Raw genomic sequence first — 14,767 nt, forward strand, 5'->3', positions numbered from 1 at the left:
GGCCATCCTCCTGTCACTGGCAACGGGGTCAGCCGCGTTCCTCGCCGAGCTGTTGATGCTATACTATAGAGCAGTATTGTATTGAAGATCTCGGCTGCGCGCGGTCAAGTGCTATTATAGCATGGCCGACAAGCCTGAGCCGAACACCAGAGACTGCGAGGAGGCCATCGTGAGCGAAGAGCCAGTGTGCGCCGCCATTCTACTGGCTGCGGGCACTTCTAGCCGTATGGGTGGGGGCCGACATAAGTTGCTCTTGCCCCTGGCCGGGCGCCCGCTGGTGCGGCACAGCGTGGAGGCCATTCTGCGGTCGCAGGCCCGCCCCCTGGTGATTGTCCTGGGCCATCGCGCCGAGGAGGTGCGGGCGGCTCTGAGCGACTACGCGGCTCATCCGGCGATCGAGCTGGTCGTCAATCCCGCCTACGCTCAGGGGATGAGTACTTCGCTGCGCTGTGGCCTGCAAGCCCTGCAGGCTCGCACCGCCCGTCTAGGAGAGCCTGCGCCCGCCGGCGCCCTGATCTTTCTCGGTGATCAGCCCTTCATCTCTGCCGCGCTGATCGATCGGTTGATCGTCAGCTGGCGCAGCTCTGGCCGCCGCCTCACGGCTCCCAGCTATGGGGGGCGACGTGGCAATCCTGTGCTCTTTCCCTCAGACCTCTTCTCTGAGTTGGAGCAGGTGGCGGGCGATGAGGGCGGGCGCCGCGTGCTTGAGCGCCATCGTGCTGAGTTAGTTCTCGTCGAGATAGAGGAGGCGCTGGCTTTCCACGATGTTGATACCTGGGAGGCCTATCAGGCGGCCTTAGACGCTCAGTCAGGTGAGGGTGAGGAGAGCACCCCTCAGCACTAAGCTCCAGGAGCCGCCGTCAGTTCCAGTGGAACACGTGCCTGAGAAGGAGAAGGAGGGTAGCAGATGTGCAAGGAGTCCGACGAGCACACACAGTCCCAGGATTCAGCCCACGCGCAGGCAGCTTTCTGGCTGAGCTACGCCCGCGAGCTGTGGGGAGCGATTCGCTATCCCGAGGCTCTCGCTGCCGTCGAGCGGGCCTTAGCTCTGGCGCCCGCTGATCCCGCCGCCTGGTATCTGCGCGGCGCCTGTCTCTGCCTGCTGGCCCGCCACGAGGAGGCCCTGGCCTCTTTCGAGGAGGCCCTGCGTCGGGATCGATGCTATGTCCCCGCCTGGGATGGAAAAGCCTGGGCATTGGGCGTGCTCGGGCACCGCGCTGAGGCTCTGGCCGCCGTCGCTGAGGCTCTACGCCTCGATCCTGACTATCTGCCAGCCCGTCTGCGCAAGGCGCGTCTGGAGGCTACCGCCGGGGGCGAGACCGACTAAGCGACCGGCAAGAGGACGAAGCAGGCCGCTGGGCCGAGGGAAGATGGTGGGCAAGCGGCCCACAACGTGGTAGGATAGAGGCGAGGTGGCTGATGGCCGGGCGAAGCCTCGCCCGCCCGCGCCCTGAGTGAGCCAGCAAAGGAGGCTGGGCCACCGCCATGCCTGCCCGCAGGCAGGCCAGACCGCTTGACTCAGCGAGCTAGCTACCCGAATCCGACCACGAGCAAACGGAGAAGTATCTGCATGTCCTCATCATTGCTTGAGCAAGAGATCCGCAGCCAGCCCGAGGTCCTCGCCCGCCTGCTCGAACGGGAGCGCCCCCACGTCGAGGAGATTGTCGCCTCCTTGCCACCGTTCACTTATGTCCTGATCGCAGCCCGGGGATCATCGGACCACGCCGCACTCTACGCGAAATATGTCTGGGCGGCCCTGGCCGGCCATACTATTGCGCTGGCCACGCCCTCGCTTTATACCCTCTATGGCCGGCCCCCTCGCCTGGATGGGGCCCTGGTTGTTGGTATTTCACAGTCGGGTCAGTCGCCCGACATTGTCGCCGTGCTCGAAGAGGGCCGCCGGCAGGGTCGTCCGACGCTGGCTATTACCAATGATGCCAGCTCCCCATTGGCTCACGCCGCCGACCATGTGGTTGCGCTCCACGCTGGACCGGAGCGCAGCGTTGCCGCTACCAAGACCTATACCGCCCAGCTGACAGCGCTCGCCCTCTTCGCCGCCGCCTGGAGTCCCGAGCCAGCCAGCCAGTTGACTGCCTTAGAGGCCCTGCCTTCCGCCGTCGACCAGGTGCTGGCGCAATCCGCAGAAATCGCCCGCCTGGCTGAGCGCTACCGCTATATGGATCGCTGTGTGGTGATCGGGCGCGGCTTCAACTACGCCACGGCCTTTGAGCTGACGCTCAAGCTCAAAGAGCTGACTTATGTCATGGCTAATGCCTATTCTTCGGCGGACTTCCGCCACGGCCCGATTGCCACGGTCGACGCTGATCTGCCAGCCATCTTGATCATGCCGCGCGATGCAACCTACAGCGATATGCGCGAGCTGGCCGAGGAACTGGGACGCCGCGGCGCAGAGCTGCTGGTCATCTCGGAGGAAGGTGAGGCCCTGGCCCAGGCTCGCACCCCCTTGCCCCTGGTGAGTGGCCTCCCGGACTGGCTGAGTCCCGTGACGGCTATTGTCCCCGGGCAGATGCTGGCCCTCCATCTGGCCCTGACCCGCGGCTACAATCCTGACGTGCCGCGCGGCCTCCAGAAGGTCACGCTGACGCGCTAAGCCAACTCCCTCCCTTCACCCGCCTCACCTGACTAGACAAAGCAATGCCCCGGCGCTTCTCCGGGGCATCCTTTGTCTTGCCGTCTATTCTAGCAGGCGGGCCAGCCGTCCACGCCAGGACTCGCTGACGAAGGCCAGCCGCCCCCGGCAGAGAACCGCCTGCAGCGCGAGTGCCCGATCGAATATGAGGAGGTCGGCCTCGTAACCAGGCTGGAGCCGCCCCTTGCGCTCGCCGACGCCAGCGGCCAGGGCGGGATTGTAGGCCAGCATACGGGCAGCATCGCGCAAGGAGAAACCAAGCAGCTGCACGACGTTGCGTAAGGCCTGCTCCATCGTCAGCACGCTCCCCGTGATGGTGCCATCCGGCAGGCGCGCCGCCCCATCGATGACAGTGGCTCGCTGCCCTCCAAACTCAAAGGAGCGCTCCGGGCTGCCCGCCCCACAGAGAGCATCGGTAATCACCACGGTACGCTCCGGCCCCAGGGCTTTGACCAGCGCCTTCATGGCCGCGGGATGCACGTGCACCCCATCGGCGATCAGCTCGCCGCGTACATGACTCGCTTCAACCAGGGCGCCCAACGGCCCCGGCTCCCGATGATGGAGAGGGCGCATGGCGTTAAAACAGTGGGTGACATGACTCACTCCCAGGGCAAAGGCCCGCCGCGCTTGCTCGTAAGAAGCATCGGAATGCCCCAGGCTGACCGTAACCCCCGCCTCCAGGAAGCGGCGGATCATGGCCTCAGCGCCGGGCAGCTCGGGCGCCAGGGTCACCAGCCGGAGATGGCCGCGGGTCAGTTCCAGAATGCGCTCAGCCTCCGCCTCGCTGGGCTGGCGCAGCCACTCGGGCTGGTGCGCCCCCCGGCGCGCAATGTTGAGATATGGCCCCTCTAAATGGATACCCAGCGGCTCAGCTACCGGCTCCTGACTGGCCTCACAACGCTCAATGGCCTCTACCGCCGCCTTCAACTGCTCTGCCGGCAGAGTATATGGCACCCCAATCACCCCAATCAGAAAGGCCGTGGTCCCGCTGCCAGGGGCCCAACGGGCATAGGCGCAGATCTCGCTGGCATCCTCGCTGCTCAGATTGAAGCCGCCTCCCCCATGAGTATGCACATCGATGAAGCCCGGCAGCACAATGGCATCCTCAGCCTCGATAACTACGTCCGACTCCTCCCCTCCGCCCAGCCGCTCAATACGCCCATCGGCAATCGTCATGCTGCTGTCAGACAGCTCGGCCAATGCATCGACAAGATGCGCGCCTTGAAAGGTAAATCTGCCCAAATACGTACTCCTTCACTGGTTCAGCGATTTGACACTGGTATCTCACACTGTGGAGTACTCCCAGGAGAAGAGAACTTTTCTACCTGCGACCACAGTATTATATAAAACGCGAACACGCCTGCAATGAAAGGCATGTGTACGCGCTTGTACGCTCTTGCCACCTGGCGCACCGTCGCTCGCCGGCAGAATGCAGCCAGGTGGCTATGTGATCTATACAACTATTCATTTGTACCTCCAGGCACAAGAGTACCAGGAGATGAGCAACTTGGCAAGTCCATTCACCTGCTCTGGCTTCTGGAGAAAGCACGGAGTGCCCGTTAAGCAGCAGGGCGACGTCAGGGGTAATAGCAGTAGATCAAGGGAAACCGGCGGCTGGCCTATGGAGAGAGACAGCCCAGCATGAGAAGAGGGATCGGAGAGAGGCAACAGGCCCAGACGTCGGGCAGGGGCCTGGCTCATGACTGCCAGCGTAGAGACAACACGTGCCTGCCCGCCCGACGTCCTCACTTCAGCGAGGAATGCGCTCCTCTGCAGAGGGAGGCAAGAAGAGGCATACCGCGCCTCATCAGCGGCTCACTGCGGAGACCACCTGCTCGCCGGCGCGCTCGCCCAAGACCATCCCGGGCAGCATTCCCAGAGCGCCCAGTCCTTCGATAGCCAGGGCCGGGGCCACTGCTCCCACAGGATGCAACTCGGGGACCATCTGCGGTGTGACCTCCAGGTCCACAGCCCAGGTGTAGGCCGGTTCCTGCTCTGCCAGCTCGGGCAGCCAGTGATAGGTTAGCTCCTTGAGCCGGCAATGGTAATGGGCGTCATTGCGCGTGACCCCGGCGCGACCGTAGCGACCACCAGTCACGGTGAGCCGTCCCTCGCCCGCCCTGAAGTCCGCGTAAGTGTAGGGCAGGGCATCCCCAAAGACGGGGAAATCGGGTGGCAGCTCGGCGCGGAAGGCCAGCGCATAGAGACGCGCATTGGGGCGAGCGCCCGGGCCTACGGCCAGGATCAACCCTCGTGTCAGTAGCGTGCAGCCGTTGGCCAGATGCAGGCGCCAGCCACTTGCTCCGCCAGGCAGAGGTACCTCCTCGTAGGAGATCACTGGAGCGTTGCCGCGCAGTTCAACGCCAGCACGACGGGCGCGTCGCGCCAGATGCGCCAGCAGGGTCAGCGGATGCACGCGCGCCTCATCCGGCAGCCAGAGGGCCGCATAGACAGTGCGCACATTGAGTCGGCCCCCAGTGGCTTCCGCTACCTGGGCCGGGGTCCACAGCTCAGCGCGCAGGCCCATACGCAGCCGCAGATGGACCTCGCGCGCCAGGTTGCGCGCCCCGCTGATGGTCTCGGCCAGGCTTAGCGAACCAGTCAGATGCAGGGAGAGCAGCGAATCGGGAAGAGCTGCCTCTCTCATCAGCGAGAAGAGAACTTCGGTCGTGGCAGGCCAGAGGGCAAGCGCTGGATGCCCTGCAGGTAGGGTCGTCAGGTCAGCATTAATGCCAACGCTTAAGATGCCGGCATTGCGCCCACTCGTACCACACCCAATGAGCGCATTGCGCTCCAACACCAGGACACGCGCGCCCGCCCGTCGGGCACTCAGGGCCGCGCTTAAGCCGGCAACACCGGCCCCAATCACTACGACATCCAGCGGTTGGGCGGGAGGGCCTTCATCAACACTGTCCGGAAGGCGCAACTCTGCTCGGACAACAGGATCAAGGTCTTCCCACCAGGGGATAACAGATTGAGGAACAGGAGTGGTTGGCGGGACTACAGTCGTACGTCGATCAGGATCGGCTTCAGTCTGCGTTTCAACTCGCATAAAGCTCCTTTTCACAAGGGCAGTAGCGCGGCAGTACGTGACGAGATGCGCATCACCGTCCTCCCAAGGGCGGAGCAGCCCAAGCGAGACAACGACGGCGGCACGCTACAGCATGCCCTCTGAGGAGCAATGCGTCAGGAGCAACCAGGCTCATCCCGCAAGGTAGCCGGCTAGCGGAGGAGAAAAGCCGCGCGGCTCCTGGGCGATGGCGGTCCTGCACATCCCGGGCAGGCCACGCTACCACCTGACAACCATCCTATCTATGATTGATGATAAGAAGCTCTCCCCCGCTCTGTCAAGCCGGCACGGCCCGCGCAGCCTCCTGCTCAGCTCTTCCCTTCTCGTTGTACAGCTTTCACCTTTCTTATCGACCAATCTCGCTTGAGGAGACAGACCTTTCCTGCAGCTGATCTGGCGCATGATGTCGGGTAGTTTCAGCCCCTTCGGGGCTGGTGGTCTCGCGAAAGCCCATTGCATAGAGCCTGGCATAGACGCCGTTACGGGCCAGTAGCTCCTCGTGCCTACCCTGTTCGATCACCTGACCTTGCTGGAGCACGACGATCAGGTCCGCATTTTTGATGGTCGAGAGGCGATGAGCAATAACAATGGCCGTACGTCCCTGTAGCAGGCGCTGGAGCCCCTGCTGGACGATCATTTCGGTCACGGTGTCGATATTGGCCGTGGCCTCGTCCAGAATCAGGATGCGCGGATCAGCCAGCAGCGCCCGGGCAAAGGCGATCAGCTGCCGCTGGCCCATGCTCAGGTTGCGCCCACGCTCGCGAATCGGCGTCTCGTAGCCCTGGGGAAGACGTTCGACCAGGTCATGCAGGCCCACAGCCCGCGCCGCCGCTATGACCTCTTCATCGCTGGCTTCCAGCCGACCGTAGCGGATGTTCTCCTTGACGGTCCCCGTGAAGAGAAAGGGGTCCTGCGGCACGACGCCAATCTGCCGGCGCAGCGAGGACTGCGTGACGTCGCGTACATCATAGCCATCGATCAGGACGGCTCCCCCCTGGACATCGTAGAAGCGCGTGATCAGGCCAGCGATAGTCGTCTTGCCAGCTCCGGTCGGTCCGACAATCGCCACAGTCTGCCCCGGTTTGATGTGCAGATTTAGCCCGCGCAGCACCGTATAGCGGGGCGTGTAGCCAAAGGTGACGTCGCGAAATTCAATCTCTCCCCGAATCGGCGGCAGCTCACGGGCCTCCGGCCTGTCGGTAATCTCCACCGGAATGGAGAGGATCTGATAGATGCGCTCGGCAGCCACAGCAGCCCGCTGGAGCTGAGTGTATTGCATGCTCAGCTCCCGAATGGGATCAAAGAAGCGGTTAATGTACAGCGTAAAAGCAACGAGTACGCCAACCTGCAGGGACCCATGAGCGACTTCCATGCCGCCATAGACCACCACGAGGGCAATAGCAATTGCCGCCACGACCTCGACCAGCGGCAGCACGAGCGAGGAAATACGGTTCGCTTCCAGATTGGTATCGCGATTGTAGGCATTCAGCTCGTCGAATTCGCTGCGGTTGCGCCCTTCGCGCGCCAGGCTCTGGATGACGCGCATGCCTGAAATATTCTCTTGCAGTGTGGCATTGACAAGCGAGATGGCCGCTCGCGTGCGTCGGAAGGAGCGCTCGGCATGACGCGACCAGAAGGCGGCGATGATGAACATGACCGGCAGCACGGCGAAAGAGAGCAGGGCCAGCCAGGCATTCATGGCAAGCATGGCCCCGATGATGCCCACGAGGGCCACCAGCGAGCCGAGGATGGAGAGCAGACCGGAGCTGAGCATGCTTTCCAGCACATCAATGTCGCTTTGCAGGCGCGACATGACGCGCCCAATCTGGGTGCGATCGTAAAAGCTCAGCGAGAGCTGCTGCAAATGCTTGAACATGTCGGAGCTGAGCAGATAGAGCACCTGCTGCCCTGCCCAGGACATGGTCCAGATCTGCCAGTATTGGGCCTGCCACATCACCACGTTAACAAGCAAGAGCAGCAGGCAGACCAGGGCCAGGCCTCCCAGGTCGCCACGCGTAATGAAGTGGTCAATAGCCACTTCGATCAAATAGGGGTTGGCGAGGTTGGTCGCAGTGTAGATGAGCATCAGCAGGATGCTCAGGAGAGCCAGGCCCTTGTAGCGGGCGAGATAGGCCCCAAAGAGGCGAATGGAGCGCCAGTCAAAGCGGCGCGTCTCGCTTTCATCGGCACTGGCCAGCGTATTCTCCTCCCACAGGAGACGTCGCCGCCGCTCCAGATAGGCGCGACTGCTTTGGTGTCGCTCGGCTGACCGCCGTTGATCCTTCATCTCGTCCCTCCTCTCCGTGGACAACAGCTTTCTTGCGTCGCGGCCTGGAATGCCCTTTCCTGATCGACTTGAGCTGTGTTCGCCAGCTGGTCAGCAGGCTGCTGATGGCGATAGCGCTCCTCAAATTCTTCCTGCTCACGCAGCTGCAGGTCGTAGAGGCGGCGATAGAGGCCGTTGCGCGCCAGCAGGCTTTCATGGGTGCCGCGCTCGACAATGCGACCGCGCTCGAGCATGAGAATCTGATGGGCATGCTTGATGGTGCGCAGGCGCGAGGCCACTACGAAGGTGGTGCGTCCGCGCATCACCGCCTCCAGAGCCTGCTGAATCAGATATTCGGTCTCCATATCCACGCTGGAGGTCGAGTCGTCCAGAATGAGGATGCGCGGATTGAGGAGCAGGGTGCGCGCGATGGCAATACGCTGCTTCTGTCCCCCAGAGAGGGTCACGCCGCGCTCGCCCACCCAGGTATCATAGCCATTGGGCAGGCTGCAGATGAAGTCGTGAATGCGGGCAATCTTGGCGGCGGCGATGATCTGCTCCTCGCTGACCTCTTCGATGCCATAGGCAATGTTTTCGCGCAACGTCGCATTGAAGAGAAAGACGTCTTGCAGAACCAACCCTACCGAACGGCGCAGCGAGGCGAGTGTGATTTCACGCACATCCTGGTCATCGATGGTGATGCGCCCCGCACCGACATCGTAGAAGCGCGGGAGCAGATGCAACAGGGTGCTCTTGCCAGCTCCGGTGGCTCCGAGGATGGCGATGATCTCTCCTGGCCTGGCCTCGATCGAAATATCGTGCAGAACCTCCTGCCCACCGGCGTAGGCAAAGGCGACATGCTCGTAACGTACATGGCCGCGCACTTCCCGCAGCTCACGCGCTCCAGGTGCCTCTGTAATGGCGGGAGGGGTGTCGAGAATCTCGAAGATGCGCTCCGCCGAAGAGATGCCTCGCATGAACCAGGTCACCATAAAGCCCAGAGCGCGCGTCGGCGTGCCCAGCACCAGGACATACTGGGTCACAGCTACCAGGGTGCCCAGACTCAGCTGATGCCCAATCACCGCTACGCCCCCTACCCAGACGAGCAGCACCGTGATCAGGTTGAGAACCAGCACCATCAAGGGTTGATTCCAGGCCGAGAGCCGCATGGCTTCCAGATTGAGCTCGCGCAGCTTGCGATTCTGCCGATCGTACTTCTCGACCTCGAAAGGCTCACGGGCAAAAGATTTGACGACGCGCATGCCACTCAGACTCTCTTGCATAATAGTGCCAAGCACGCCGTTCTCTTGCTGAACCTTCTCCCAGAGCGGGCGCAGCCGCTTGCCTACCTGAACAGCCAGCACCATCAAGAGGGGAACGCTGATGAGCGTGATGAGAGCAAGAAAGATGTCGAGCTGGAGCAGCAGAATGGCCACGGCGCCAAAGGTGACAATCGCGACCAGGGCACGCAGCAAGCCCAAGGGGATAAAGTTGCGCACCCCCTCAATATCAACGGTCAGACGCGACATGAGCTGTCCCGTCTCAGCATCGTCGTGGAAGGAGAAGTCGAGCCGCTGCAGGTGGTCGTAGACCTGGTTGCGCAGGTCATAGGCAACCTGACAGGAAACGGCTTGCGAGAGATAGCTCTGGCCGTAGGAAAAGAAGCCACGCAGCGCGCTGATGAGCAGGATGGCAGCGGCGGCGAGCAAAAGACTGTGAAATTGCCCTCCGCGAATGCCTACGTCGATGACCCAGGCCAGCAACCAGGGCACCACAAGGGCCGCCACGGTGGCCAGGACCATCGAAACGACCGCCCCCAAGGAGGCAAGCCAGTAGGGCCTCAGCAGACCAATGATCCGTTTACAGATGCGCCAGTTGCTTCTCCACCATCCAATATCGATGAAAAAGAATGTTTTGGGCATCGATTCGGTAACGATCGCCGACATGAGAAGTGTTCCTTTCTGGTCTGGCAGGCATCAACAGCAATAGGTGAGGATTTCTATCGGACAGGGCCGCCAAGGGCCGCACCGCCTGATCAGGAGACTCGGGTGTGCTGTTCCTCCTGGAACAGTCTAGGTGCCTATAGCTGACAGCAAGGTGTCAGTCTTTCGCTCAATCGGGAAGGGGGGGGCGAAATTCACCGCGCCTGGGGAGAAGCCTGACGCTCTCAGCATTCGCTTAAAGCCAAGAAAGCGGTATATAGAGTATGAATCTATTTAAGTGTACGGAGTGTTCCGTATTATCCCTTGTCTTTTCAGAAGGACCGTTCCATACTAGAAGTATGCAGAAGATAGAGCGCTTGCTGGCGATTACTCTGCTCCTGCAAGCACGCGGGAAGATGACGGCCCAGCGCCTGGCGAGCATTCTGGGAGTCTCAGCACGCACCATCTATCGCGACATCGATGCCCTGTCGCTTGCGCACGTCCCCATTGCGATGGATTACGGCCCGGGGGGCGGTTACTATCTTACAGGCAACTACCATTTCGATGCGACCCTCTTTACGCGCGAGGAAGCGGTTTCGCTGGTGCTCGGCGTGGACATGGCCGGCAACTATAGCCTCTTTGCCGACGACGATGGCCTACACCGGGCCTTGTTTAAACTGGAGGCCGCCCTGCCGGAGGAGTATCGCGCCGATATTAAGGCGGCCCGCGAGCATATCTTGTTTGATACGACGGCCTGGGATGGCGATGGGACAACGAGCGCATTTTTGGAAACGATTCGTCATGCGGTGCTGACCGGGCGCCGTCTCGATCTGCTTTATCCCTGGACGACCCGCCAGGCGATGCCAGCACTGCGCTGGCTACGGGTCGATCCCTATGGCCTGGTCTATAAGGGGCTGACCTCACGTCAGATGCGCACCGGTGTCTGGTACCTGGTGGCCTTCTGCCACGCAAGTCAGCAGGTTGAGACCTTCCGCGTCGGCTATATTCAGGATCTGCGTGTTCGCCAGGAGCGGATTCAGCCACCACCGGATTTTGATTTGCAGACCTACTGGAAGGAGGCACGGGGCCATCTGGCCGAGGCTGAGCAGCCGCTGACGGTAACTTTGCGCGTTAAGGCAGCGGCACGCTACCGCTTACGCGGTAACTATACGGTGCTACGGGAGGAGGCTGATGGCAGTGTGCTGGTACGTGTGCCACAGGAGTCGCTACAGGAGGCTGTCGCTTACGTGCTCTCTCTTGGCAGCGAGGCCGTGGTGCTCAGTCCGACACGCCTGCGGGCAGCGGTGCTGACTACGGCAGAGCGGATTGCCGCGCTCTATCGCGAGGAGGTGAAGGACGCTTCGAATTTTTAGCTGCTCGATCGATCGGCTGGCAGCTCAGCCCGTCTACCTGGCAGGCCGCTTCCTCTCCGGCCTGTCAGGAGGGGGTGCCGGCTCGTACCTGTCCGCTGAGGGAGGCACGCAAGAGAGGCTTGGAACGCTGGAAATAGGTCTTGGCCGTGGCTTCGGGCATGCTGAGCGCCTGCCCTATCTCGGCAAAGCTCAGCTGGGCTGTGTAGCGCAGCAGCACAACCGCCCGAAAACGGGGCGGCAAACTGTGAATGGCCTCCAGGAGCAAGCGCCGGAGATCATGACGCTCGGCCAGCTCTTCGGGTAGGGGACGCCCGTCCGCGATGCTCTCCACGGCAACAGGTAGCTCTTCCCCTTCCTCTCCCCCACTCTCTAGCTCGGAAAAGGTCACCGCCCGCTTCCTCCTCAGCTCGTCAAGACAGCGGTTGCGCGCGACTTGAAAGAGCCAGGGCTTGAGAGGGACGCCCAAATGGAGGCCAGGCAGCGAGAGATAGAGCTGAAGTAGCACTTGCTGTAAAATATCACAGGCTTGATCGTAATCGCCTAGAAAGTGACAAATGAAGCTGAAGAGCGGGCCACTGTAGCGCTGGACGAGCGCTTCAAAGGCTTTTTCGTCTCCCTCCAGAGCACGCTGGGCCAGGTGGCCATCGCTTCCACGCTTTCCTCGCCAGAGGCTCTCTTGTTGCTGGTCTATTTGCATACACCATTGCCTCGCTTTCGTTCTTCCTGCTAAACAGGGTAGCCTCTCCTGCCAGAGATGACAAGCGCCGCAGCAGCGGATAAGCTCCACTGTAGGTTTCTCTAAGCAGAAACTAACCTTTGCCGGCTCAGCTTATCCCCCTGATCTGCCCGCTCCGCAGCAGGACCACCCAGGGCTAGGAACGCTCGCCCTTCTCTTTCGTCTGCCCGCCACGGCGCCCCGGCGCCAGTTCGGTGAGCAGAGCGGCTAGCTCCGGTAAACGCTGCTCTTCGAAGGCAATATCAGCCCCTGCCGGATAGGCCTTTAAGGCCGCTAGCAGGACGAGGGCCAGGGCCTCGTTGTCAAGCCGCAGCTGCTGCACTTCGCTCGCGTCACTCTCCCCGTCCCAGTAACGGAGATAGCCTAGCCGCTGCTCGTAGTGCTCCAGTCGATCGAGCAGATGAATCAGACTCCATTGCAGGGTAAGGCCGTCCCGCTTCGCCGCTTGCACCAGCCTGCTGAGAAGTGATAAGTTCATGTTCCCTCCTTTCTCTCTATTTCTCTGGCTGTTTCGTTTATACTAATCTTTTCTTTTATGCAGTATATTCTTAATCAGCATCTGATGCAAGCAAACAGACAGTACGAGCAAAGACCGATCGGCCAGGGAAGAGCTTTCCGGCTGGGTGCGCGCTCCAGAACTCCTAGCGACTGCAACTTTTCTCTCCGCTCCCACGTCTAACTCTAGCGGAAGGAAGAGAAGAACCTGAAAGGATTAAACCGACTCTCCTGGATATACCTCTCTCCAGGCGCCTTTCAGGTGGCTTACAGCTGGCCAGCATGGAAGCGGCCTGCTTTAGTTTTTCATGCAGAACAGGCAAATCGATCGCTCAGTCTAGAAGAGAAGTTGAAGAAGGAAGGTTATGTTAGGGGTTGTTTTTCCTCGCCGCATCGCTGCTCGCCGACAGCTTCGCCGCCTGAGTCGCCTGGGGATTGTCGCGGTGATTGGTCTGGTAGGGTTGGTTGACATGCTTTCTCTCTTTATGCCCGCTTTGGCCGCCTGGGATATTCTTCCCAATGCCTGGCTGGGTGCGTTCCCGGTCTCTCATCCGCACATCCATCCTTTGACGGCGGTGATAGGCTTCTTTCTGCTGATGCTCTCCTATGGTCTGGCGCGCGGCAAGCGCCAGGCCTGGCTGGTTACCCTGGTCTTGCTTCTGCTCTCGGCCTTATTGCTCCATCACCCTCATGGAGGCTTGTCGCTTCCTTCCCTCGTGGTTCTGGGGCTGACCGCGCTCTTGGGTTGCTGCTCCCCTCTCTTCCAGGCTCGTAGTGACCCTCCTTCGATCTTCCGCGGCTATCTGGCGCTGGCCCTGGGGTTGGGCATCGTCTTTTTCTATACGCTCGGCGGCTTCCTGACCCTCTACAGCGATTTCGAGCCGTTGATCGACCGCTGGGGCCTGGAAACGGTCCTTTTGGGGCTGCTGAGCCGTGCTCATCTCCATGTCCCTCGTGGGACGCCGGCTTTTCTTTTTGCGCGTGCGCTTCCGCTGCTGTGCATGAGTGCTGTGGGCTATGGGATGTGGCAGATTTTTCGCCCGGTGGCGGTGGCTTTGCTCTCGGAGAGCGAGGAACGCCAGCGCGTTGAGGAACTGGTCCGTCTCTACGGGCAGAATTCGATTTCCTATCATTTGCTGGTCGGTGAGAAGTCCTTTTTCTTTGGGGACTCAGGCCGGGCGGTGATTGGTTTTGTGCTCCAGGGAACGACGGCGGTGGTGGCCGGTGATCCTGTGGGGCCAGAGGCCGAGTTGCCTGAGCTGATCCGGCAGTTTTTGGCTTTCTGCGAACGCCAGGATTGGACACCAGTCTTCTGGCAGGTGCGGGCCGAGCTGGCCCCTTATTATCGCGCCGCCGGTCTGCATTTGCTGAAGATCGGTGAGGATGCCATTGTTGAGTTGCCCTTCTTTTCGCTTCAGGGCGGCGCGATGGCCAACCTGCGGACGAGTGCGCGCCGCGCTGAAAAGGCCGGGTTGACGGTGGTCTTCTATGAGGGACGTGTGACTTCCTCTGAGCATGTGACGCAAATGACCCGGATCTCCCGCGAGTGGCTCCAGCAGAAAGGCGGCACGGAGATGGGCTTTAGCATGAGCCGTTTCCATCCTTTTGAGACGTCCCCTCAGCTCTATGCCCTGGCCGTCGATCAAGCAGAGACAGTTCAGGCCTTTGTCTCCTTTGTGCCAATCTATGGACGCCGGGGCTGGGCCTTAGATCTGATGCGCCGCTCTTCTCAAGCGGTTCCTGGCACTATGGAGTTGCTACTGACGCGCTCGCTCTTTTTCCTGAAGGAGCAGGGGGCAGAGGTTGTCAGCCTGGGACTGGCCCCCTTGAGCAACTGCAATCAGGAGGAGGATGAGACGCTGCTGACAGCGAGCATCAGTTTCCTGACCGGGCGCCTCTCTGGCCTGACCGGTGGCCCCTCACTCCTGGCCTTTAAGAAGAAGTTCCAACCGCGCTGGGAGAGTCGCTATCTGGTCTATCCAGAGACGCTGAGTCTGCCTAAGGTGGGGCTGGCGCTCTACCGCGTCCATCAGCACGATGGCTCGCTGATGCTGGCTCTTCTGCGCTCGTTGCGTCCACACCTGCGCCCGCAAGGGGTGCCAGCCCTGAAACGCGGCAGCGCTTGAGCAGCCTCTTACGCTGGCTGGCCTCCCTCTCAGGAGATCAGTTCTGGAGAGAGCGCCAGCAGCGCAGGGCCGTGGAGCAGTGAGCTGGTTGAGGAGAGGAGAGGAGAGGCTCCAAGGTTTGTCAACCCT

Annotated in this window: 11 protein-coding genes; 5 read left to right on the forward strand and 6 right to left on the reverse strand. The window is 61.3% G+C overall.

Annotated elements, in window-relative coordinates; genetic code table 11:
• The first annotated feature begins 169 nt into the window (after positions 1 to 169).
• The 3 genes from mocA to N688_RS13660 all read left to right on the forward strand — a co-directional run bounded on the left by mocA (position 170) and on the right by N688_RS13660 (position 2,611).
• Positions 170 to 844, forward strand: coding sequence for a molybdenum cofactor cytidylyltransferase (gene mocA, locus N688_RS13650; RefSeq protein WP_162179560.1), 675 nt, complete (start codon positions 170 to 172; stop codon positions 842 to 844).
• Positions 845 to 907: 63 nt separating this feature from the next.
• Positions 908 to 1,327 (forward strand): tetratricopeptide repeat protein, encoded by a 420-nt coding sequence (locus N688_RS13655; protein WP_052889796.1) that lies wholly within the window; start codon positions 908 to 910, stop codon positions 1,325 to 1,327.
• A gap of 243 nt (positions 1,328 to 1,570) precedes the next feature.
• The gene (locus N688_RS13660; RefSeq protein WP_052889797.1) at positions 1,571 to 2,611 is read left to right on the forward strand and encodes an SIS domain-containing protein; all 1,041 of its coding nucleotides are present in this window, start codon (positions 1,571 to 1,573) and stop codon (positions 2,609 to 2,611) included.
• An 84-nt stretch (positions 2,612 to 2,695) separates the two neighbouring features.
• Here N688_RS13660 and nagA read toward each other — a convergent pair whose 3' ends face one another.
• The 4 genes from nagA to N688_RS13680 all read right to left on the reverse strand — a co-directional run bounded on the left by nagA (position 2,696) and on the right by N688_RS13680 (position 9,932).
• Positions 2,696 to 3,892: an N-acetylglucosamine-6-phosphate deacetylase gene (gene nagA, locus N688_RS13665; protein ID WP_052889798.1), complete on the reverse strand. Its 1,197-nt coding sequence runs from the start codon at positions 3,890 to 3,892 to the stop codon at positions 2,696 to 2,698.
• 565 nt (positions 3,893 to 4,457) lie between these two features.
• On the reverse strand, positions 4,458 to 5,702 hold the full coding sequence (locus N688_RS13670) for an NAD(P)/FAD-dependent oxidoreductase (protein ID WP_052889799.1): 1,245 nt from the start codon (positions 5,700 to 5,702) through the stop codon (positions 4,458 to 4,460).
• A 364-nt stretch (positions 5,703 to 6,066) separates the two neighbouring features.
• A complete protein-coding gene (locus N688_RS13675; RefSeq protein WP_052889800.1) occupies positions 6,067 to 8,007 on the reverse strand; it encodes an ABC transporter ATP-binding protein in 1,941 nt (646 codons plus the stop codon).
• Entirely contained in the window at positions 8,004 to 9,932 is a 1,929-nt protein-coding gene (locus N688_RS13680) for an ABC transporter ATP-binding protein (RefSeq protein WP_052889801.1), read from the reverse strand. Before N688_RS13680 ends, N688_RS13675 begins: the two co-directional genes overlap by 4 nt.
• 335 nt (positions 9,933 to 10,267) lie before the next feature.
• On the opposite strand from N688_RS13680, the gene N688_RS13685 reads away from it, so the two are divergent.
• On the forward strand, positions 10,268 to 11,281 hold the full coding sequence (locus N688_RS13685; protein ID WP_052889802.1) for a helix-turn-helix transcriptional regulator: 1,014 nt from the start codon (positions 10,268 to 10,270) through the stop codon (positions 11,279 to 11,281).
• A gap of 64 nt (positions 11,282 to 11,345) precedes the next feature.
• Here N688_RS13685 and N688_RS13690 read toward each other — a convergent pair whose 3' ends face one another.
• Together N688_RS13690 and N688_RS13695 are read right to left on the reverse strand one after the other, a co-directional pair.
• Positions 11,346 to 11,978 carry an RNA polymerase sigma factor gene (locus N688_RS13690; RefSeq protein ID WP_052889803.1) on the reverse strand — a complete coding sequence of 211 codons (633 nt, stop codon included), beginning with the start codon at positions 11,976 to 11,978 and terminating at the stop codon, positions 11,346 to 11,348.
• A gap of 175 nt (positions 11,979 to 12,153) precedes the next feature.
• Positions 12,154 to 12,495, reverse strand: a complete 342-nt coding sequence (locus N688_RS13695) for a hypothetical protein (RefSeq protein WP_052889804.1) — start codon at positions 12,493 to 12,495, stop codon at positions 12,154 to 12,156.
• 382 nt (positions 12,496 to 12,877) lie between these two features.
• Here N688_RS13695 and N688_RS13700 point away from each other — a divergent pair, with 382 nt between their 5' ends.
• The gene (locus N688_RS13700) at positions 12,878 to 14,638 is read left to right on the forward strand and encodes a bifunctional lysylphosphatidylglycerol flippase/synthetase MprF (RefSeq protein WP_052889805.1); all 1,761 of its coding nucleotides are present in this window, start codon (positions 12,878 to 12,880) and stop codon (positions 14,636 to 14,638) included.
• Positions 14,639 to 14,767 lie beyond the last annotated feature (129 nt).

It is taken from the genome of Thermogemmatispora carboxidivorans (genome assembly GCF_000702505.1).
Lineage (GTDB): Bacteria > Chloroflexota > Ktedonobacteria > Ktedonobacterales > Ktedonobacteraceae > Thermogemmatispora > Thermogemmatispora carboxidivorans.